The sequence below is a fragment of the Halomonas sp. SSL-5 genome (genome assembly GCF_030708455.1).
GTDB lineage: Bacteria > Pseudomonadota > Gammaproteobacteria > Pseudomonadales > Halomonadaceae > Halomonas.
In genome coordinates this window covers 146,380-163,978 of the sequence record NZ_JAUYWF010000009.1, presented here as the reverse complement: position 1 = coordinate 163,978, position 17,599 = coordinate 146,380, and the positions used below count along the sequence as shown (strand labels likewise).

At 69.1% G+C, this 17,599-nt stretch carries 15 protein-coding genes; 10 read left to right on the top strand and 5 right to left on the bottom strand.

The window, feature by feature from the left end; genetic code table 11:
* Positions 1 to 25: 25 nt before the first annotated feature.
* The gene (locus RAN53_RS12245) at positions 26 to 2,809 is read right to left on the bottom strand and encodes a DUF349 domain-containing protein (RefSeq protein ID WP_305797092.1); all 2,784 of its coding nucleotides are present in this window, start codon (positions 2,807 to 2,809) and stop codon (positions 26 to 28) included.
* 243 nt (positions 2,810 to 3,052) lie between these two features.
* Here RAN53_RS12245 and minC point away from each other — a divergent pair, with 243 nt between their 5' ends.
* From minC to sbcB, 4 genes are all read left to right on the top strand, one after another.
* Positions 3,053 to 3,799, top strand: coding sequence for a septum site-determining protein MinC (gene minC / locus RAN53_RS12240; RefSeq protein WP_305797091.1), 747 nt, complete (start codon positions 3,053 to 3,055; stop codon positions 3,797 to 3,799).
* Between the two features lie 54 nt (positions 3,800 to 3,853).
* On the top strand, positions 3,854 to 4,672 hold the full coding sequence (gene minD / locus RAN53_RS12235) for a septum site-determining protein MinD (RefSeq protein WP_305797090.1): 819 nt from the start codon (positions 3,854 to 3,856) through the stop codon (positions 4,670 to 4,672).
* Positions 4,669 to 4,929 (top strand): cell division topological specificity factor MinE, encoded by a 261-nt coding sequence (gene minE, locus RAN53_RS12230; RefSeq protein ID WP_161429996.1) that lies wholly within the window; start codon positions 4,669 to 4,671, stop codon positions 4,927 to 4,929. Before minD ends, minE begins: the two co-directional genes overlap by 4 nt.
* A gap of 76 nt (positions 4,930 to 5,005) precedes the next feature.
* Positions 5,006 to 6,496 carry an exodeoxyribonuclease I gene (gene sbcB, locus RAN53_RS12225; protein ID WP_305797089.1) on the top strand — a complete coding sequence of 497 codons (1,491 nt, stop codon included), beginning with the start codon at positions 5,006 to 5,008 and terminating at the stop codon, positions 6,494 to 6,496.
* 222 nt (positions 6,497 to 6,718) lie between these two features.
* On the opposite strand, the gene RAN53_RS12220 is transcribed toward sbcB, so the two are convergent.
* Both RAN53_RS12220 and RAN53_RS12215 read right to left on the bottom strand, forming a co-directional pair.
* Positions 6,719 to 9,574 (bottom strand): insulinase family protein, encoded by a 2,856-nt coding sequence (locus tag RAN53_RS12220; RefSeq protein WP_305797088.1) that lies wholly within the window; start codon positions 9,572 to 9,574, stop codon positions 6,719 to 6,721.
* Complete coding sequence (locus RAN53_RS12215) at positions 9,571 to 10,260, bottom strand: SOS response-associated peptidase (protein WP_305797087.1); 690 nt, start codon at positions 10,258 to 10,260, stop codon at positions 9,571 to 9,573. The genes RAN53_RS12220 and RAN53_RS12215 overlap by 4 nt, the downstream gene beginning before the upstream one ends.
* 114 nt (positions 10,261 to 10,374) lie before the next feature.
* On the opposite strand from RAN53_RS12215, the gene RAN53_RS12210 reads away from it, so the two are divergent.
* A complete protein-coding gene (locus tag RAN53_RS12210) occupies positions 10,375 to 10,980 on the top strand; it encodes a TetR/AcrR family transcriptional regulator (RefSeq protein WP_305797086.1) in 606 nt (201 codons plus the stop codon).
* Between the two features lie 8 nt (positions 10,981 to 10,988).
* Positions 10,989 to 11,711 (top strand): 1-acyl-sn-glycerol-3-phosphate acyltransferase, encoded by a 723-nt coding sequence (locus RAN53_RS12205; RefSeq protein WP_305797085.1) that lies wholly within the window; start codon positions 10,989 to 10,991, stop codon positions 11,709 to 11,711.
* Positions 11,712 to 11,739: 28 nt separating this feature from the next.
* Here RAN53_RS12205 and RAN53_RS12200 read toward each other — a convergent pair whose 3' ends face one another.
* Positions 11,740 to 13,011 (bottom strand): HlyC/CorC family transporter, encoded by a 1,272-nt coding sequence (locus RAN53_RS12200; protein ID WP_305797084.1) that lies wholly within the window; start codon positions 13,009 to 13,011, stop codon positions 11,740 to 11,742.
* A gap of 79 nt (positions 13,012 to 13,090) precedes the next feature.
* Positions 13,091 to 13,891, bottom strand: a complete 801-nt coding sequence (locus RAN53_RS12195; protein WP_305797083.1) for an inner membrane protein YpjD — start codon at positions 13,889 to 13,891, stop codon at positions 13,091 to 13,093.
* Between the two features lie 422 nt (positions 13,892 to 14,313).
* Between RAN53_RS12195 and ffh the strand changes: the two genes are divergently transcribed.
* The 4 genes from ffh (at position 14,314) to trmD (ending at position 17,494) form a co-directional block, all read left to right on the top strand.
* The gene (gene ffh / locus RAN53_RS12190; protein WP_305797082.1) at positions 14,314 to 15,732 is read left to right on the top strand and encodes a signal recognition particle protein; all 1,419 of its coding nucleotides are present in this window, start codon (positions 14,314 to 14,316) and stop codon (positions 15,730 to 15,732) included.
* Positions 15,733 to 15,855: 123 nt separating this feature from the next.
* The gene (gene rpsP, locus RAN53_RS12185; protein ID WP_161430004.1) at positions 15,856 to 16,104 is read left to right on the top strand and encodes a 30S ribosomal protein S16; all 249 of its coding nucleotides are present in this window, start codon (positions 15,856 to 15,858) and stop codon (positions 16,102 to 16,104) included.
* Between the two features lie 38 nt (positions 16,105 to 16,142).
* Positions 16,143 to 16,694, top strand: a complete 552-nt coding sequence (gene rimM, locus RAN53_RS12180) for a ribosome maturation factor RimM (protein ID WP_305797081.1) — start codon at positions 16,143 to 16,145, stop codon at positions 16,692 to 16,694.
* A gap of 38 nt (positions 16,695 to 16,732) precedes the next feature.
* The gene (gene trmD, locus RAN53_RS12175; RefSeq protein ID WP_305797143.1) at positions 16,733 to 17,494 is read left to right on the top strand and encodes a tRNA (guanosine(37)-N1)-methyltransferase TrmD; all 762 of its coding nucleotides are present in this window, start codon (positions 16,733 to 16,735) and stop codon (positions 17,492 to 17,494) included.
* Positions 17,495 to 17,599: the final 105 nt, after the last annotated feature.

Sequence of the window (17,599 nt, the reverse complement as noted above, 5' to 3'; positions counted from 1 at the left end):
GGGAGACCTCGCGCTCCTGTGTCGTTCAGGGGGGGGGCAGGCGCGACAGCCGCTCCAGCATATGGTCCAGCTCGCCGACCTCGCGCTGCCAGAGTGCCGGCGGCACGGGGCCGATGGCCAGCAGTTCGGCGAGCACGCCGCGCACCTCCTCGGCCCGGGACGGCTCGCGCCCCAGGTTGTCGTTGAGGCGTTCGACCTGTATCGCCAGGCGCAGCGGCTCGTCGCGCTGGCTGACGCTGCCCACGGCCAGCAGCGAAAGGTGCACCCTGACGCGTGCGAGGCGCTCCTCTACCGTGTCGGTGGAGGTGGCCTCCTGGCGGGCGGCGTTGCGCCGAGCGTGGGCGCGGCCCATGTCGTCGCCCAGGGTGAGCGCCTTCGGCAGTGCCACCTCCCGTGCCTCGCCGCCCTCGAGTCGTGCGGCGTCTGCCTCGAGATGTTCCTCGAGCAGCGGGCGCACGGCCTGCCACTCCTCCACCTGCTCGGCCACCGCCAGGCGCTCCAGGCGCTCGCGGCGGGCACGCACGATGCCGGACCAGCGTCGCCGCATGCCCTCGCTGCGGCGTCCGCCTGGGAGCGGCTCCAGCGCGGCGGCCTCGTCGATGGCCCTGGCCAACAGCGCTTCGTCGGCCGGCTGAGCAGGCTGCCAGCCGTCCATGCGGTCGATGAGCGCCTGCATGGCGTCCATGCGCTCCCTGGCGTGGCGAACGCGGTCGTCCCGGGCCGCCTCGCGGCTGGCGAAGATGGTGTCGCACAGGCCGCGGAACTCGCGCCACAGCGCCTGCTCCTCGCCCTTGGGGGCTCGGCCCAGTTCTCGCCAGCGACGCTGCAACGCCTTGGCCTGCTCGGCGCGCCTGGCCGCCGGGCTCTCCTCGCCCGACAGCTGGTGGGCCTCCTCGATCAGCTCTCGCTTGGCCTCGGCGATCTCCCTCGCGCGCTGGTCGATCAGCGCCTGGAGCCGGTGGCGGATGGCGCCGAAGCGCCGGCCGACGGCCTCCGCCTGGTCGCGTGGGACCGGCGAGGCCCGGCGCCACTGGTCTCGGGCGCGGTCGCGGATCTCGCGCAGGGCGTCGGGGTCGGCTTGCTCGGCGGGGTGGTCGAGGAGTGTCTCGAGCTGTTCGCACAGGGCGATACGCGTCGCCAGGTGGTTGTCGCGCTCGGCGTCGAGGCGTGCCCGCCAGGCAGCCAGGCGTTCGTGAATGCGGTCCGAGGCGGCGCGGAAGCGCGCCGATTGTTCGCGGTTGGCGGCGGCGTCGCCCAGTGATTTCCACTCCTTGACCAGCTGGCGGTGGCGGCGATCCAGGGCGCCCTCCACGCTGGCCTCATCGTCGGCCAGGGCCTCGATGCCGGCGACCAGCTGCTCGCGCTTGGGACCGGCCACGAAGCCCCGCCAGTCGCGCAGCTCGGCCAGCCTGGCGCCGAGGCGCTTGAAGCGTGCCTCCAGGGGGCGGAATCGAGCCGGATCGATGGGCTCGGCAAGCCGGCGCAGGCGCTGGTGCAGGCGGCTGGCCGGCTTGAAGGCACCGCGCTCCAGCAGCCGCTCGAGTTCATCGAGCTGTTCCTCGAAATGCTCTGCTGATACCTCGGCGGTCGCCGGCGAGGCCGCGGGGCGGTGCTCGAGTCGCTGGCGGGCCCTGAGAAGCAATGGCGTGGGGGCCAGGTCGCTGGGCCAGACGATCGCCGTGATCAAGCCCTTCAGGCGCTCCTCGTCGTCGTCCTCGAGGGCACGCTCCAGTTCGCCGGCGCGCTGCGTGAGGCGCACCCAGGCGCCGCCGATCTCCTCGAAGCGATTGAGGGCGGCGTCGTAACGCCGGCGCAGCGCTGCATCGGTGACATGGTGGTCGGCGAGCTCCTGCCAGCGATGGGCCAGCAGTCGCTTCTGGGCGCGCAGGCTGTCGATGTCCTGGGCGCCCAGCGTCTCGCTGCGCTCGAGTGCCTCGAGGCTCTCCTCCAGCGCCTCCACCAGGCTCTCGCTGGCCTGCTGGGCATCCTCGCGATGCCGATGGGCGACGGCACTGGCACGCTGCTGCGCCTCGTGATCCTCGACCACCTTGCGACAGCGCAGGCAGGCGTCGTGGTAGCGGCGTTCCAGGCTTGCGTCGGGCGTGTCCTCGAGCTGCTGCCATTCGCGCATGAGGTGGCGCAGGCGCCCGGCGTAGAGCGGCTCCCAGGGAGCGCCGGCGTGACGCTCCAGGGCCTGCACCAGCGATTCGCGACGCTCCCTGGCGGCGGCCAGCTCGGCGGCATCGGCGCGGCGGCGGTTGAGCCGCTCCCGGGCCTGGCGCATTACCTGGCGATCGCGCTTCGCCTCGCGCACCAGCCGCGTCAGGCCGGCGTCACTGTCGACCCTGGCCGCCGCGGCATGGCGCACCGCGGCGATGCCGTTGTCACAGGCCTGGCGCACCAGGGCCTCCTCGTCCTGGATGCGCTCGATCGCCGCCAGGCGCAGCTGCTGGTTGTCGCCCTCGAGGGCGATCGTCCCGAGCAGCGCGGTATCGTTGAGCCGGCCGACCATGGCGACCCGGGCGGAAAGCTCCAGCTGGCCCTCCTTGCCGCAGATCAGTGCCGTCAGGCGGCGTTCGAGTTCCGGCGAGCGCGCCTCGTCATCGAGCAGGGCGATCAGCCCCTCGGGGTCATCGAGCCGCGCGAGCGCCGCGGTGCGCACGGCCGGGTCGGCGTCCGCTGCCAGGCGCTCCAGGGCGTGACGCTGATCGTCGCGGGCGGGGTCGAGGCGCGCGATGGCCTGGCGGCGCACGCCGGGGTCGGGGTGCTGCCAGCGGGGGGCGAAGAGGCGGCGGAAGAGTCCGGACATTGGGCATCCTGGCGTGGGCGGCGTTGCGTGCCGGGGCACTCCCGCCCGTATCGTTGTTGGTCAATCGTATGATGGCTATCTAAGCATGCGCCGCGCCTGGGGAAAAGTCCGTGCCCGGGGCGGTCTGTGGCCGTACGGCGACACTGACAGGCGGCGCTCCTCGCGCGTATGATGGAGTTGCAGGGGAGGGGCGAGTCGCTTAGCTTTGACTCTACTCCCATCACAGCGACCTGGAGTTCGGCAATGAGCCTCAAACTGGACAGGGAAAGCGCAGCCTTCACTTTCAAGGGAGGCATGCTGCCGATGACGGTCATGGAACTGGCCAGTGCCGATCCCGAGCAGATTCGCGATCAGCTCGCCGGCAAGCTCAGCCAGTCGCCGGCCTTCTTCCAGCACACACCGGTAGTGCTCAGCGTGGAGAAGCTCGACGAGCCCCATCTCGCGCTGGAGCGCATCTGTGCCGTGTGTCGAGGCCACAAGCTGCTGCCGGTGGCTGTGCGTGGCGGTGCCGACCCGGTCAAGCAGTCGGCCTGGGCCCTGGGCCTCGGCTGGTTCCCGCCCCAGGAGAGTGGCCGGGCGCGCCCCCTGGAGAGCGTCGCCCCCGGCGAGGCGAGCGCCGCCGACGAGCCGGTCGACCTGGCGGCAGCGCCGGGAATGACCCACGGCGGACGGATCTTCCGCGGCACGGTGCGCTCCGGCCAGCAGGTGACCTCGCCGGAGGGCGACCTGGTGGTGGTCGGTGCGGTCAATGCCGGTGCCGAGGTGCTCGCCGCGGGCAGCGTGCACGTCTACGGCGCCCTGCGTGGCCGCGCCCTGGCCGGGATCCACGGTGATCCCCAGGCCAGCATCTTCTGCCGTGAGCTCCATGCCGAGCTGCTCTCGGTGGCCGGCAACTACAAGCGCCTCGAGGACATCGACCGACGCTTGCTGGGTACCCCGGTTCAGGTGCGCCTCGACGGCGATCAGCTGGGCATTACCTCGCTCGCCTGAGCGGCATGCCCGTGATGGCCCGATCCATTTCAACGACACGACAGGAAGCGACTCTTGGCCAAGATCATCGTTGTGACCTCCGGCAAGGGAGGCGTCGGCAAGACAACCAGTGCGGCAGCCATTGCCACTGGCCTGGCACTGCGCGGCAACAAGACCGTGGTCATCGACTTCGACGTCGGGCTGCGTAACCTCGACCTGATCATGGGCTGCGAGCGACGCGTGGTCTACGACCTGGTGAACGTCATCCAGGGTGAGGCGGGGCTGAGCCAGGCGCTGATCCGCGACAAGCGCGTGGACAACCTGCATATCCTCCCGGCCTCCCAGACCCGCGACAAGGATGCCCTGACCCTGGAAGGGGTCGAAAAGGTGCTCGATACCCTGAGCAAGGACTTTGACTACATCCTCTGCGATTCTCCCGCAGGCATCGAGCGTGGCGCCCAGCTGGCCATGTACTTCGCCGACGAGGCGATCGTGGTCACCAACCCCGAGGTCTCCTCGGTGCGCGACTCCGACCGCATCCTAGGACTGCTGGCCTCCAAGACCCGGCGTGCCGAGCGCGGCGAGGACGAGATCAAGCAGCACCTGCTGATCACCCGTTACAATGCCATGCGGGTCGACACCGGGGACATGCTCAACCTCGAGGACATCCGCGAGATCCTGGCCATCGACCTGGTCGGCCTGATCCCGGAGTCCGAGGCGGTGCTGCGCGCGTCCAACCAGGGGGTGCCGGTGACCCATGACAATGATAGCGATGCCGGCCAGGCCTACGCCGATACCGTGTCGCGTCTGCTCGGCGAGGAGGTGCCCCTGCGCTTCCACGAGTACCAGAAGAAGAGTCTGCTGAGCCGCATGTTCGGAGGAGGTCGTCGTTGAAACTGCTTGAATTCCTGAAGCGAGAACGCAAGAAGTCCGCGTCGGTCGCCAAGGAGCGGCTACAGATCATCGTGGCACACCAGCGCAGCCAGCGTGGGCAGCCCGATTACATGCCGATGCTCGAGCGCGAGCTGCTGGAGGTGATCCGTCGCTACGTCCAGGTGGACGATGACGCCATCAACATCAGCCTCGACAGCGAGGACAACTGCTCGGTGCTGGAGCTCAACGTGACCCTGCCCAAGGGCTCGCCGGGCTGAACCCGCCTGGCTGAGCGAGTCGCGGGGCTGTGCTAGGCTGTGGCCTCCATGCTGAATCGCCGGAGAGACCTTGCCCATGGCGCCGCCTGACGCCCCGCAGACCTTCCTGTGGCACGACTACGAGACCTTCGGTGCCGATCCGCGTCGCGATCGGCCTTCCCAGTTCGCCGCGATCCGCACCGATGCCGAGTTCAACGAGATCGGTGAGCCGGTTACCTGGTATTGCCGTCCGGCCGACGACTTCCTGCCCCATCCCCAGGCCTGCCTGGTCACCGGCATCACGCCCCAACAGGCGCGGCGTCGCGGGCTGCCGGAGGCGCAGTTTGCCGGACAGATCGAGGCGCTGATGAGCGTGCCGGGCACCTGCTCGGTGGGCTACAACAGCGTGCGCTTCGATGACGAGGTCAGCCGCCACCTCTTCTACCGCAACCTCCTCGACCCCTACGCCCGGGAGTGGCAGAACGGCAACTCGCGCTGGGACCTGATCGACGTGGTGCGGGCCTTTCACGCCCTTCGCCCGGAAGGGCTCGAGTGGCCGCGTCGGGAGGATGGTGCCCCCAGCTTCCGGCTCGAGGACCTCACCGCCGCCAACGGTATCGAGCACGCCGGGGCTCACGATGCCCTGGCCGACGTGCGCGCCACCATCGCCCTGGCCCGGCGCCTGCGCGAGGCCAATGCCAACCTCTTCGACCTGCTGCTGAGCCGGCGCGGCAAGCGCGCGGTGGGCAAGCTGCTCGATGTGCCCGGCCGCAAGCCGCTGCTGCACATCTCGCGGCGCTACCCGGCCAGCCGCGGCTGCGCCGCCCTGGTGGTGCCGCTGGCCGAGCATCCCACCAACCCCAACGGGGTGGTCGTCTATGACCTTTCGGTGGATCCGGCGCCGCTGTTCGAGCTCTCCGCCGAGCAGATTCGCCAGCGGGTCTTCGTCAGCAACGATGACCTCGCCGAGGGCACCGAGCGCATCCCGCTCAAGGTGATCCATATCAACAAGTGCCCGGTGCTCTTCCCGGCCGCTGCCCTCAAGGACGTGGCGGGGGAGCGCAAGGGGCAGTATGGCGATATCGTCGAGCGCCTGGGCCTGGACATGGCGGCCTGTCGCGACCACTGGAAGCGCCTCTCGGGCCACCCCGAGGTCGCCGCCCGGGCCGCCGAGGTGTTTGCCGAGCCGCCGCCAGCGGGGCCCGGGGATCCCGACCTGATGCTCTATTCGGGCGGCTTCTTCTCGCCGGCGGATCGCCAGCAGATGCAGCGGGTGCGCGATACCGCCCCCTGGGACCTGGTGGGGGCCAGCTTCGCCTTCCAGGACCCGCGCCTGGAGGAGATGCTGTTTCGCTACCGAGCGCGCAGCTTCCCGGAGACGCTGGAGGGCGCGGAGCTCGCCCGGTGGGAGGCCGACCGCTGGGCGCGCATGAATGACGCCGAAGTGGCGAGCCTGACCCTCAAGGGCTTCGCCCGGGAAATCGAGCGCCTCAATGGCGTCGAGCTCTCCGACCGCGACCGCCAGGTCCTCGAGGAGCTGGTGATGCACGTCGAAGCCATACTGCCGCCCCAGGCCTTCGATGCTTGAGAACATAAGAGCTAAGGGCTGATCTGATCGCGGGGCTGACCCGGCGGCAGGCCTTCGAGGAGGCGCTGTGAACCCATCCCTGGGCGCTACCGACGCCCTGCTTCGCTCTCGCATCCTGCTCCGCTTGCAGGACCGGTGCTGGCCATCCATGGCCAGCCCGTTCGGAGCAGTGCTCCTCACCCATGGCGTAGGACCTCCTCTTCGGCCTGCCCCCTGCGCCCCTTACTCCTGGCCCTCCGGCAGCGGTACGAGGTGCCTGGTGAGCGCCAGCACATCGTCGGGTTCGTCGCCCGGATCGTAGGCGACCCGTACCGAGGGGGCAGCGCGCAGCGCCGTCCAGGCCTCGCGAAGCTCTTCTGCAGATACGGCCAGCACGCGCTCGGCGAGCCGCTCGCGGCGATCGAAGTCGGTGTCGCCGTAGGCCAGTGCCCGCCACAGGCGGTCGGTGCGGCCCCCCAGGCTGGTGTCGCGCCGGGTCAGCTCGGCGTGAACCGCCTGGCGATAGGGCGCGAGGGAGGCCTCGTCCAGCCCCGCCAGGGTGCTGCCGAACGCCTCCAGGAAACGATCCACGTGCTCGTCGATCGACTCGCTGTCGGTCTCCGGTGACTGCACCAGCAGGGCAAGCCCCGGCGCGTCCAGCATCGGCGAGTAGCCGGCGTTGACCACGTAGCCGAGCTGCTGCTCGGTGCGCAGGCGCTGGTAGAAGGGGGTGTCGATCAGCTGCCCCAGCAGCGCCAGGCGTGCCTGGCTGTCAAGCGAGCGGTCTGGCCCCTGCAGGTAGCGCAGCAGGATCGACTCCTCGCGGCTGGTGTGCGGGGTCAGGATGGGCAGGTCCGTGGCGGCATCCAGGGGCACCAGCTCGGGAATCGCATCGGCGGAGAGCGTCGGGTCGAGGGTCTCGGCCACCCGGCGCGCGATGGCCTCGGCCTCCTCGCCACCGAGATTGCCCACCGCCATGGCTTCCAGACGCAGCGCGCCGAGGAAGGTGTCGCGGAAGCGGCGCAGGTCCTCATGGGTCAGCCCCTCGCTCGCCTCGAGCAGCGCCGCGCTCGGCCACTGCGGGCGCACCAGGGCTTCGGCCAGGGTGCGGTTGGCCTGGCGGTACAGCGGGTCCTGGGGAGCGTTGCGCCACTCTCGCTGCAGGCGGTAGCGGACCCGCTCGAAGGTGGCCGGCGCGATCTCGCCGCGCTTCAGCTGCTCGATCACTCGCTCCATCACCACGTCCTGACGGTCGCGCCAGCCGGAGAAGGCCAGGGTGATCCCCCGGGCGTGGGCATAGGCATCGACACCCTGGCCGGCCAGGCGTGCCGGGTAGAGCGCCTCGTTGAGGCTGTCCCCCAGCCAGCCGGCCAGCAGCCGGGCCAGCACCGCCTCGCGGGGCGCCTCGGCGGCCCGCGGATGCTGCAGGCTGAAACGCCACTCCGCCTTGGGCGTGTCGAAGCTGGCGTCGGCCATGTGCCAGAAGGCGAAGGCGGGTTCGTCGATCCGCTGCTGCGGGCGCTCGTCCTGGGCGTCGAGCAGCGTGAGGTCCTCGGCGATATAGGGGTTGGGCTCGGGCAGCGCCAGGCCGGCGAGGGGGGCGCCGTCGGCGGCGTGCGTATCGTCGCGCCAGGGGGCGTCGAACCATGGCGAGGTCCGTTCGCCCTCGACGTCCGGGGCGCTGTAGAGGCGAATCAGGTTCTCGGGGGCGAGCGCGGCCAGGTAGTCGCGGGTACGCTCGCGGTCGAAACCGTCCATGCGATAGTCGGCGTACTGCACATCCTCCACCGGGAAGCGTGCCAGGTTCATGGCCAGGCGCATGGCGTCCCTCAGGGGCGAGCCGTGCTGCTGGAACCGGAAGGCCTGCTCGGCCAGGCGCGCCTGCTGCTCATAGCGCCAGGCCTCGGGGCCGGCCTCGCGGATCGTCTCGATGGCGGCGAACAGGCTCGCCTCGATGGCCTCGCGCTGGCTGGCGCCCTCCGGCGTCAGGCTGACGCTGACGGTGAACAGGGCATGCTCACCGTCGCCCCGGGAGACCCCGGCGGAGAGGCCGTCGGCCCAGCCCGCCTCGCGCAGGGCGGCGAGCAGGCTGCCCTCGCCCTCGTGCCCCAGCAGGTGGGCGATCGGGTCGGCGGGTTTGTGGCGGTACTCGGCGATGGGGTCGGGCACCGGGAAGAAGAAACGCAGCTGGCGGCTGTCGCGCAGCGACTGCACGGCGACCCGCCTGGGGAGTGCCTCCGGCAGGGCCAGCGGGGTGGCGATCGCGGGGCGCTCGAGGCCGCGGTCGGGCACCCTGGCGAAGCGCTCGGCGATCAGTGCCTCCAGCTCGTCCAGGGGCTGGGGGGCGACCACCGCCAGGTGCATGACGTTGGCGCCGTAGTAGGTTTCGTAGAAGTCGATGACCCGCTGGCGCAGGCTAGGCTCGCCCTCGGGGCGGTCGGCCAGGGTCTCGCGACTGCCCACCGAGAAGCCGGTGAAGGGGTGCTCGGGGTTGAGCAGGCGGTCGAGCACGTCGTTCTCTCGCCGTCCCTCGTCGCGGATGCGCGCCATGTACTCGGAGTGCACCACGTTGCGCTCACTCTCCAGGCGGTCGGCGTTGAACAGCGGGGCGATGAAGAACTGGCTGAAGCGGTCCAGGGCGCCTTCGAGGGCATCCGGCTCAATATCGAAGAAGTAGTTGGTGTCCTGGGGCGCGGTGAAGGCGTTGTGGCTGCCACCATGGCGGGTCAGGTAGCCCTGATAGGCGTCCGCCTCGGGGTAGGGCTCGGTGCCCAGGAACAGCATATGCTCGAGGAAGTGGGCGAGGCCGGCCAGGTCCCCGGGGTCCTGGGCGCTGCCCACCGAGACATTGAGGGAGGCCGCCGCCTTGTCGGCCTCGGGGTCGCTGACCAGCAGGGCGGTGAGGCCGTTGTCCAGGGTCACCACGCGATAGTCGCGCTCATCCTGGGGGCTGATGCGGGGGGTGGTGGCGTCGGCCACCGCCGCGATGCTCTCGGCCCGGGCCGGGTCGGCGAGCAGCGGCAGGACGAGCAGCTGCAGGCACAGCAAGCAGAGGGGCAGCAGCCGCGTGAGCGGCGCAATGGTCTGGGCGCGGGTCATCGTCTCTCCAGGGGATTCTGGTGGCGCAGCATGGGGCCTACCGGATGAGCGCAGGCCGCCTCCTGATTCGCGGGGCTGTTCACACGTCTTGATACCGGGAAAGCGCCAAACAGTTCCCGCGGTGCCGGCGTCAGCATGGCCTGGGCCGCCTCGACCGGCGTCTGCGGGTCCAGCCAGCGCAGCGCGTCGGCGGGGGCAATGGCCGCCGGCAGGCGGTCGCTCAGTGGCGCCAGCAGCGCGTTGGTCGGCACCGTGATCAGCGCCAGGGAGTCGGTATGTTCGGCCAGGCTGGTGTGGAAGCGACACCAGAGTGCGGCCAGCAGCAGCGGGCCACGATCCACCCGGGTGACCAGGAAGGGCTGCTTGGCGCGGGGTTGGGGCTTCCAGACATAGATGCCGGTCGCCGGGACCAGGCAGCGCCGGGCCTGGAAGGCCTCGCGAAACATGCGGCGCGAGGACAGGGATTCGGCGCGGGCGCAGTGGGGCGCGTGGTCCAGCACCGTAAGCCAGGGTGGTGTCAGCCCCCAGAACAGCCGTCCCAGATGCATTCGCCCTGCCTCCAGGCGGATGCCCGAGAGCATGCGGCGGGGTGCCAGGTTGGCACTGGTCACCAGGGGCGTGTCCATCGCCAGGTCGGGCAGCAGCTGGCTGAAGTCGATCGGTGCGATATGCAGTCGGCCGGCCATGGGAGCTCCGGGTCAGGGGGCATCAGGGTAACATAGCTATCGAAAACAGTGTTCGATGTGCGCTATCCTTGGGGCCCTTCACGTAACTGCCCGCTCCGGCTCGCGAGGAACTCGATGGCTCGTCCCAGACAGCATGCTCCCGAGGCGCTTCATGCCCAGGTGATGGCGGCGTGCGACGCCTGGTTGCAGGACAATCCGGTACATAGCCTGTCGCTGCGCGCCCTGGCGCGCGAGGTGGGGTGTGCTCCCAGCACCCTGCTCAAGCTCTATGGCAGCTTTCATAACCTGCTGCAGCACGTCAACATCGAGACCCTCGGCCACCTGCGCGAGGTGATCGAGCCGCTGACCAGCCAGGCAGCGCCGGAGGAGCGGTTGCTTGCCCTGGCGCGCGCCTACTGGCAGTTTGCCCAGCGCGAGGCCTACCGCTGGCAGCTGCTGTTCGACTTTCCGCTGGCCCAGGAAGGTGAGCTGGATCAGCGCCAGACCGAGATGATCGAGGCGCTCTTCCGGCGCGTCGAGGCCGCCCTCAAGGAGTATCAGCCGGCCCTCGATGACCTCGAGGCACGTCGCCTGGGGCGTACCCTGTGGGGCAGCGTGCACGGCCTGGTGCTGCTGGGCCTCAACGAGCGCCTGGGCTACTGGCAGGGGCAGCAGCTGGAAGTGGGTGAGTTGCTCGACCAGCTGCTGGAAACCATCTTCGCCGGCCTGCGGGCCAGATAGGTGTCGCGATGACAGCGCTGCTCTGGTCCCTGGTCGCCTGTGTGGCGCTGTGGCTCGCCTGGCGGGTCGCGCATTCGCCGCGTCCGGTGGTGCGCCTGCTGGTCTACCTGCTGGTCCGCCTGGTCTATCGGCTGCGCCTGGTGGGGATCGAGCAGCTCCCCAGGCGCGGGGCGGCCCTGGTGGTGTGCAACCACGTCAGCTTCATGGATGCGCTGGTGATGGGAGGTGCCAGCCCGCGACCGCTGCGCTTCCTGATGGACAAGCCGATCTATGACTCGCCCTGGCTCAACTGGCTGTTTCGGCTGGTGGGGGCGATTCCCGTGGCATCGGAGCGCTGCGACCCGGGTAGCCTGCGCCGAGCGCTGGGGGAGGTGAGTCGTGCGCTGCGCGATGGCGAGGTGGTGATGCTGTTTCCCGAGGGGCGCCTGACGTCGGATGGCGAAGTGCAGGAGTTCCGCCGTGGCCTGGAGCTGATCCTCGCGCGTGACCCGGTGCCGGTGATCCCGGCGGGCCTCTCCGGGCTCTGGGGCTCATGGACCTCCCATTGCCACGGCCGCGCACTGAGCCGGCCGCCGCATCGCTTCCGCGCGCGGGTGATGCTGCAACTCGGCGAGCCGCTCTCGCCCGGCGCAGCCACTCGGCGTCATCTTGAGGCTCGGGTATGCGAGCTCAAGTGTGCGGGCGATGCCTGGACCCAGCCGGCAGTCGAGCAGCAGGTCCAGCGCCACTGAGTCGTGGTGTCCGGCCGTGGTGCCCGGCTCAGCGCCGCCGCGGTGCCGGCCAGCAGCGGGCTTCGGTGATCAGGTTGTCGCGTACCTCCTGGATCTCCATGCGGATGCCGCCCACCTGCAGCGAGACGGGGCCCTCCGGAAACGCCTCCAGGTGCTCGAGGATCAGGCCGTTGAGCGTCTTGGGACCATCGGTGGGCAGCTGCCAGCCCAGCGACTTGTTGACGTCGCGGATGTTGGCGGTGCCCTCGATCACTACGCTGCCGTCCTCCTGGCGGTGGATATCCTCCTCCATGCCCGCCACGTCGGTGGTGAACTCGCCGACGATCTCCTCGAGGATGTCCTCCAGCGTCACCAGCCCCTCCACGTCGCCATACTCGTCCACCACGATGCCGATGCGGCGCTTCTGTTTCTGGAAGTTGAGCAGCTGGGTATGCAGCGGGGTGGATTCGGGGATGAAGTAGGGCTCGCGGGCCTCCTGGACGATGGCGGCCTTGGTGACCTCGCCACGGGAGAGGAAGCGTGCCGCGTTGCGCAGGTGCAGCATGCCGATGATGTTGTTGATGTCACCCTTGTAGACCGGGAGTCGAGTGTGCTGGCTGGTACGGATCTGGGCGAGGATCTCCTCGAGGTCGTCGTCGAGGTTGATGCCGACGACCTCGTGGCGCGGCACCATGATGTCGTTCACGGTGACGTTCTCGAGGTCGAGGATGGAGAGCAGCATCGTCTGGTGGCGCTGGGGGATCAGGGTGCCCGCTTCGTGGACCACGGTGCGCAGCTCGTCGCGGGTCAGGTTGTCGCCGTCGCCATCGATGTTGCGCACGCCGATCAGTCGCAGCAGGCCGTTGGAGATCACGTTGACCAGCCAGACCAGCGGATAGAGCAGCTTGAGCAGCGGCTCGAGCACCAGCGAGGCGGGGAAGGCGATGCGCTCCGGCTTCACTGCCGCATAGGTCTTGGGGGTGACCTCGGCGAAGATCAGGATGGTGATGGTCAGGGCGGCGGTGGCCACGGCCGGTCCGGTGACGTCGCCGAGAAAATGAATGGCGATGATGGTGGCGATGGAGGCCGCCAGGTTGTTGACGAAGTTGTTGCCGATCAGGATCACGCCGATCAGCCGATCGGGGCGAGAGAGCAGCCTGGCGACCCGCTGGGCGCGGGCCTCACCGCTGTTGACCCGGTGGCTGAGGCGGTAGCGGTTGATGGACATCATGCCGGTCTCGGAGCTCGAGAAGAAGGCAGACAGGCAGACAAGCAGGAACAGCAGGCCGAACAGCCATCCCAGTGGGAAGTCGTCGCTCAAGTCGAAGGGTCCTCGGTCGCGGGTCAGGCTCGATTTGACGGGAGGTGGGCGCGCGGTGTCAAGGCGACGTAAGGGCCGCTCAGCCGCGGCCGAGCAACACTTCCAGTACGAAGCGGCTGCCGAAGTAGGCCACCAGCAGTACCGCGCAGCCGCCCAGGGTCCAGCGCACGGCACGCATGCCGCGCCAGCCCAGGCGATGGTGGCTGAACAGCAGGACCGCGAAGATCACCCAGGCGGCCAGCGAGAGGATCGTCTTGTGGGCCAGGTGCTGGGCGAACATGTTGTCGAGGAACACGAAGCCGCTGAGGATCGCCAGGGTCAGCAGCCCCATGCCTGCCCAGATCAGCTCGAAGAGCAGGCGCTCCATGGAGGTGAGCGGGGGCAGGGCCTGGACGATGCCGCGGATATGGTGATGGCGCAGGGCGCGATTCTGCAGGCCCAGCAGTACCGCCTGCACGGCGGCGATGGCGAGTATCGCGAACCCCAGCAGGGAGCTGATGGCATGCAGCGCCAGGCCCGGCGGCAGCCCATCGGAGGGTGGTGCCGCCGGCACCGTGGCGGCCAGCAGCAGCGCGACGCCGGCCAGCGGCAGGATGCCCGTCGCGGCACCCAGTACCGGCTTGAACAGGCTGATTCCCAGCAGCAGGGCGACCGCCATGGCGCTGATCAGCACCATGCTGGCGTAGAGCCCCGGCAGCACCTGGGCGTCGTGGCCGAACAGGCCGATGACCAGCGGCAGGTGACAGAGCAGGCCGAGCAGCGCCAGGCCGCGCACCAGCATCGGCTGTGGAGCGACCCGACGCGCCAGGGTCAACCCCTGCCAGGAGGCGGCGGCGGTGTAGAGGAGGAAGGCCATTACGGCCAGGGCGAGCGCCTGCATGGGTTGCGATCCGTGCGCCTGTGGAAGTGAACAGCATAAGGGTGACTAGCGTGCGGCTACTATACCCAATCCCCCGCCTGCCGCACAGGCCGTGGCCTGCGGCACCTCGTCTTGGTAAGGGGCGGGCCAGAGCTATCTGCGATTGCCTTGGGGGTCGGGCCAGGGCTATCGCAGTTAGCCATGCGGTGATAGTGAAAGGCGCCGGGGGCAGGTCGGAGAGGGGGTCCGAGGACCAGGGATGGCCGAGGTAGCCTACAAGGACGTACTCGTAGCGCCCCCTCGTAGGCCTGTCGCCGGGTCAGCCTTGAGCAATGCTGCCAGCTGCGATTGCCTTGGGGGTCGGTCGAGGCGCATGGAGACTCACGGCCACAGCGCGTATAATCGCCCGCAACCTTCAGGCCATCGCACATGTGGAGAGGCCAATGTTCCAGAATCTCAGCGAGCGCCTGTCGCAGACGCTCAAGTCGATCAAGGGTCAGGCGCGCCTGACCGAAGATAACGTCAAGGATACCCTGCGCGAGGTGCGCCGGGCCCTGCTCGAGGCCGATGTCGCCCTGCCGGTGGTCAAGGACTTCATCGAGCGGGTGCGCGAGCGCGCCGTGGGCCAGGAGGTCTCCAAGAGCCTCTCGCCCGGTCAGCAGTTCGTCAAGATCGTCCAGCAGGAGCTCGAGGCGACCATGGGCGAGGCCAACGAGGGCCTGACGCTCAAGGGGGCGCCGGCGGTGGTGTTGATGGCCGGCCTGCAGGGCGCGGGCAAGACGACCTCGGTGGCCAAGCTGGCACGCTACCTGCGCGAGCGCGAGAAGAAGAAGGTGCTGGTGGTCTCCGCCGACGTCTATCGCCCGGCGGCCATCGACCAGCTCGAGACCCTGGCCCGCGAGGTCGAGGTCGACTTCTTCCCGTCGCGCTCCGACCAGAAGCCCGTCGATATCGCCGAGGCGGCGATCCGGCACGCCAAGATCCAGTTCCATGATGTGGTGCTGGTGGATACCGCCGGTCGCCTGGCCATCGATGAGGCGATGATGGCCGAGATCCAGGCGCTGCACAAAGCCGTCTCGCCCCAGGAGACGCTGTTCGTCGTCGACGCCATGACCGGCCAGGACGCCGCCAACACGGCCAAGGCCTTCCACGAGGCGCTGCCGCTGACCGGCGTGATCCTGACCAAGGCCGACGGCGACGCCCGCGGCGGCGCGGCGCTCTCGGTGCGCCACATCACCGGCAAGCCGATCAAGTTCATGGGTGTGGGCGAGAAGGTCGACGCCCTGGAGCCCTTCCACCCGGATCGCGTGGCCTCGCGGATCCTCGGCATGGGGGACGTGCTGTCGCTGATCGAGGAGGCCGAGCGCACCGTCGACAAGGGCAAGGCCGAGCAGCTGGCCAGGAAGGTCAAGAAGGGTCAGGGGTTCGACCTCGAGGACTTCCGTGACCAGCTCCAGCAGCTCAAGAAGATGGGCGGCATGGGCGGCCTGTTGGGCAAGCTGCCCGGCATGGGGCAGATGGCCGAGATGGCCCAGGGCCCCGGGCCCGAGAAGGAGATGGGCAAGCTCGAGGCACTGATCAACTCCATGACCCCCCAGGAGCGCCGCAAGCCGGAGATCATCAACGGCTCGCGCAAGCGGCGCATCGCCGCCGGCGCCGGCCTGCAGGTGCCCGACCTGAACCGCCTGCTCAAGCAGCACAAGCAGATGCAGAAGATGATGAAGAAGGCGGGCAAGAAGGGCGGCATGCAGAACATGATGCGCGGCATGTCCGGCATGATGGGTGGCGGCGGCCCGGGAGGCCCCGGTGGCATGGGGGGCATGGGCGGAATGGGTGGCCCGGGCGGCAAGCCTTGGCGATAAGCCCGAAAAAGGTTCCCAAGCGGGGCTGTTTTCCGTAGAATGCTGCGTCTTCACTGGCAGGACCGCGAATGGCGCGGTCATCGTCGTGACCGAATCCAACTCAACCGAAGGACTGACTAGGCCATGGTTACCATTCGTCTGGCTCGTGGTGGCGCCAAGAAGCGTCCCTTCTACCACCTGACCGTTACCGATTCCCGCAACGCCCGCGACGGCCGCTTCATCGAGCGTCTCGGCTTCTTCAACCCGGTCGCCCGCGGCCAGGAAGAGCGTCTGCGCATCGATCTCGACCGTATCGCCCACTGGCAGAGCCAGGGTGCCCAGCTCTCCGGCCGCGTGGCCGAGCTGGTCAAGGAAGCTCGCAAGCAGGCCTGAGGCCTGATGCGATGGTTATCTCGGTTCCGAGGTCGTCGATGAGCGAATCTGCCAAGGCTCAGCCCGCCGACGATCATGTGGTGCTGGGAAAGCTGACCAGCCCCTATGGCGTCAAGGGCTGGCTCAGGGTGTACTCGTACACCAGCCCCATGGAGGGCATCCTCGACTACCCCGTGTGGGTCGTGCGCCATGGCGAGACGCTGAAGCGTTATCGCCTGGAGCAGGGGCGTCGCCACGGCAAGAGCCTGGTGGCCCGGCTCGAGGGCTGCGACTCCCGCGAGGCCGCCGAAGCGCTGGCCGGGTCGGAAATCGTGATGCCCAAGGCCGAACTGCCCGAGCTTTCCGGTGACGACTTCTACTGGCACGAGCTGGAAGGCCTGCGGGTCGTGACCCGTGATGGCAGCGTGCTGGGCCGCATCGACCACCTCTTCGAGACCGGCGCCAACGACGTCATGGTCGTGAAGGGGAGCCTCGAGGCGGACGCCATCGATGCCCGCGAGCGGCTGCTGCCGTTCCTGCCCGAGGAGGTCATCCTCGAGGTCGACCTCGAGGGCGGCGTGATGACCGTCGACTGGGATCCCGAATTTTGACGGAATCCGAACCGACCCCGGTCGAGTCGGTGCCCGATATGTGGATCGGCGTCGTCTCGCTGTTTCCGGAGATGTTCGAGGCGATCACCCGCCACGGCGTCACCGGGCGGGCAGTGGACAACGGACGTATCGCGCTGGAGATCTGGAACCCGCGCGACTACGCCAGCGACCGGCATCGCACCGTGGATGACCGCCCCTACGGCGGTGGCCCCGGGATGCTGATGAAGGTCGAGACCCTGCGCGCGGCGATCCACGCCGCCAGGGCCAGGGCCGAGCAGGCCACCGGGCAGCGTCCCAAGGTGGTCTATCTGTCGCCCCAGGGGCGGCGGCTCGACCAGGCCGGCGTGCAGGAACTGGCCGCCGGACCACCCCTGGTGGTGGTGGCCGGGCGTTACGAAGGCATCGATGAGCGCGTGGTGGAGAGCGACATCGATGAGGAGTGGTCGATCGGCGACTATGTGCTGAGCGGCGGTGAGCTGCCGGCCATGGTGTTGATCGATGCTGCGGCAAGGCTGGTGCCCGGAGTGCTGGGCCATCAGGATTCCGCGGTCGAGGACTCCTTCAACGACGGGCTGCTGGACTGCCCGCACTATACCCGCCCTGAAGAGATCGACGGGCGGCAGGTGCCGGAAGTCCTGCTCAGCGGTAATCACGGCGCCATCCGGCGCTGGCGGCTGAAGCAGTCCCTGGGGCGTACCTGGCAGCGGCGCCCCGACCTGCTGGAAGGCAGGGAGTTGAGCAAGGAGCAGCGCAAACTGCTCCAGGAGTACCTCGAAGAACACGCGCTGCTCGCCAGATAGGGCAGGGCGGAGGTGCGGGACCCCCGAGCCACCGAGCTCGTGGCCCGCGTCACCCATTATCTCCCGCGCTCTCGAGTTCGTTCGAGCGCCGGGATCACGATTCAC

Coding starts and splice junctions, on each gene's coding strand:
- sbcB (WP_305797089.1), top strand. CDS start 5,006: ATGGCGCCGCCTGACGCCCCGCAGACCTTCCTGTGGCACGACTACGAG.
- RAN53_RS12205 (WP_305797085.1), top strand. CDS start 10,989: ATGACAGCGCTGCTCTGGTCCCTGGTCGCCTGTGTGGCGCTGTGGCTC.
- minC (WP_305797091.1), top strand. CDS start 3,053: ATGAGCCTCAAACTGGACAGGGAAAGCGCAGCCTTCACTTTCAAGGGA.
- RAN53_RS12220 (WP_305797088.1), bottom strand. CDS start 9,574: ATGACCCGCGCCCAGACCATTGCGCCGCTCACGCGGCTGCTGCCCCTC.
- RAN53_RS12215 (WP_305797087.1), bottom strand. CDS start 10,260: ATGGCCGGCCGACTGCATATCGCACCGATCGACTTCAGCCAGCTGCTG.
- trmD (WP_305797143.1), top strand. CDS start 16,733: ATGTGGATCGGCGTCGTCTCGCTGTTTCCGGAGATGTTCGAGGCGATC.
- ffh (WP_305797082.1), top strand. CDS start 14,314: ATGTTCCAGAATCTCAGCGAGCGCCTGTCGCAGACGCTCAAGTCGATC.
- rimM (WP_305797081.1), top strand. CDS start 16,143: ATGAGCGAATCTGCCAAGGCTCAGCCCGCCGACGATCATGTGGTGCTG.
- rpsP (WP_161430004.1), top strand. CDS start 15,856: ATGGTTACCATTCGTCTGGCTCGTGGTGGCGCCAAGAAGCGTCCCTTC.
- RAN53_RS12195 (WP_305797083.1), bottom strand. CDS start 13,891: ATGCAGGCGCTCGCCCTGGCCGTAATGGCCTTCCTCCTCTACACCGCC.
- RAN53_RS12210 (WP_305797086.1), top strand. CDS start 10,375: ATGGCTCGTCCCAGACAGCATGCTCCCGAGGCGCTTCATGCCCAGGTG.
- RAN53_RS12245 (WP_305797092.1), bottom strand. CDS start 2,809: ATGTCCGGACTCTTCCGCCGCCTCTTCGCCCCCCGCTGGCAGCACCCC.